This is a genomic window from Ensifer sp. GW101-20A05 (assembly GCF_059424735.1).
In genome coordinates this window covers 1-1,847 of record NZ_JBWKZT010000041.1, presented here as the reverse complement: position 1 = coordinate 1,847, position 1,847 = coordinate 1, and the positions used below count along the sequence as shown (strand labels likewise).

General features: G+C 60.4%; 2 protein-coding genes. Both read left to right on the top strand.

Annotation, left to right across the window (positions count from 1 at the left end):
* The coding region (locus AC070A_RS34505; protein ID WP_494773645.1) for an HAD family hydrolase at positions 1-928 on the top strand (928 nt) is incomplete at its 5' end.
* A 112-nt stretch (positions 929-1,040) separates the two neighbouring features.
* Positions 1,041-1,823 carry a hypothetical protein gene (locus AC070A_RS34500; protein ID WP_492383628.1) on the top strand — a complete coding sequence of 261 codons (783 nt, stop codon included), beginning with the start codon at positions 1,041-1,043 and terminating at the stop codon, positions 1,821-1,823.
* The last annotated feature ends 24 nt before the right edge of the window (positions 1,824-1,847 follow it).

Genomic DNA, 1,847 nt, shown 5'->3' with positions numbered 1-1,847 from the left:
GGCCCAGACCGATCCGCTGCCGTCGTGGAACGATACCGCCCCGAAGGCGGCCATCGTCGCCTTTGTCGAGAAGGTGACGACGGAGAACACGCCCGATTTCGTTCCGGAGCCTGAGCGCATCGCCGTCTTCGACAATGACGGCACGCTGTGGGTCGAGCATCCGATGTATACCCAACTCGCCTTCGCGCTCGACCGTGTGAAGGCCGAGGCTCCGTCCCATCCGGAATGGAAGGACACGCAGCCGTTCAAGGCAGTGCTCGAAGGCGACATGAAGACCCTTGCCGCATCCGGCGAAAAGGGCCTCATCGAGCTCATCATGACAACCCATAGCGGAATGACCAGCGACGAGTTCCAGAAGGTCGTTTCCGATTGGCTTGCCACCGCACGCGATCCGCACTTCAAGCGTCCCTACACCGAGCTCGTCTACCAGCCGATGCTTGAACTGCTGGCCTATCTGCGCGCCAACGGCTTCAAGACCTTCATCGTATCCGGCGGCGGCATCGAGTTCATGCGGCCGTGGTCGGAACAGGTCTATGGCGTCCCGCCCGAGCAGGTCGTAGGCTCGTCGATCAAAACCCAGTTCGAGATGCGTGACGGGATGCCGACCCTGTTTCGCCTGCCGCAGGTCAACTTCATCGATGACAAGAGCGGCAAGCCGGTCGGCATCAACGAGCATATCGGCCGCCGCCCGATCGCCGCCTTCGGCAATTCCGACGGCGACCTGGAAATGCTGCAATGGACGACAATGACGGGTGGGAGCGTCCGTTTCGCCATGCTCATTCATCACACCGATGCCGAACGTGAATACGCCTACGATCGCGACACGGAATTCGGCCGCCTCGACGAGGCGCTCGATGCAGCGGCGATAAACAAATGGACCGTGGTCGACATGAAGGCAGATTGGAAAGAGATCTTTCCGAAGAAGTAGACTGCGTTGCGTGCATCGTATGCGACCCTCTTGTGCAGTCAATGTCCATCCACGTTCGTGAGGCCATCAGGACAGGCGGCCCTGCCGCTTATCCCAAACTCGAAGGACATCCATGATGAAAATCAATCATGTCGCCGGCTTGATAGCCGTTGTCGGAGGCCTGGCACTGGCGGCAACTGCTGCACTCGCCCAGGATTCCACGAAGAAGCAGCATGTGCCGCTGGGCAAGGCGATCGGAACGGTCGCGCCCACCGGTCCGGTGCCGTCACTTGCAGTCATCAACTCGGATGGCGCCAAGATCGACGGTGACAAATTGGTTCTGACTGGCGTGTCGGCAAATTCGATCGTCTTTGCCGATCGACCGGTGCGGGCCGCCGGACATGTAACCACCGAACAGTTCATCATGCAGTGGGATGAAGGCAAGGACAACTTCGCTGTCGACCCTCCAAACGCAACGGTGTCGGTGCTGGGAGGTGGCGGCTCGGACGTCAGTGACGTCGTGGTCACTCTGAAATCTCCAAAACTGGAAGGTACTACGCTGACCTTCGATATTGCCGTTCTGGAAGGAAGTCTGAGTGGTGCGGCCGGACCCGCTGCGGTTTTCATTGATCATTTCGCCGGTGGTTTTGGCGGCGGTGGTTTTGGCGGAGGTGGCTTCCGCGGTGGGGACTTTGGTGCCGGCGGGTTTCATGGAAGCTATGCGCGTGTCGGGGACGCCAGTTTCGCCCATGTCGGAGGTGCCTATTGGCACGCGCCCGTCTATCACGGGGCTTGGTATCGCGGCGCTCCGGTTGCCGCGGGGGTGGTGGCTGGTGCCGCCGTCGGCGCTGCAGCAGCCAATCCGTATTACTACCCGCCGCAATGCGGCTACTATCCGTACCCGCCTTGCTACTAACCTGGCAGGTTGTTGTAGTCAGCA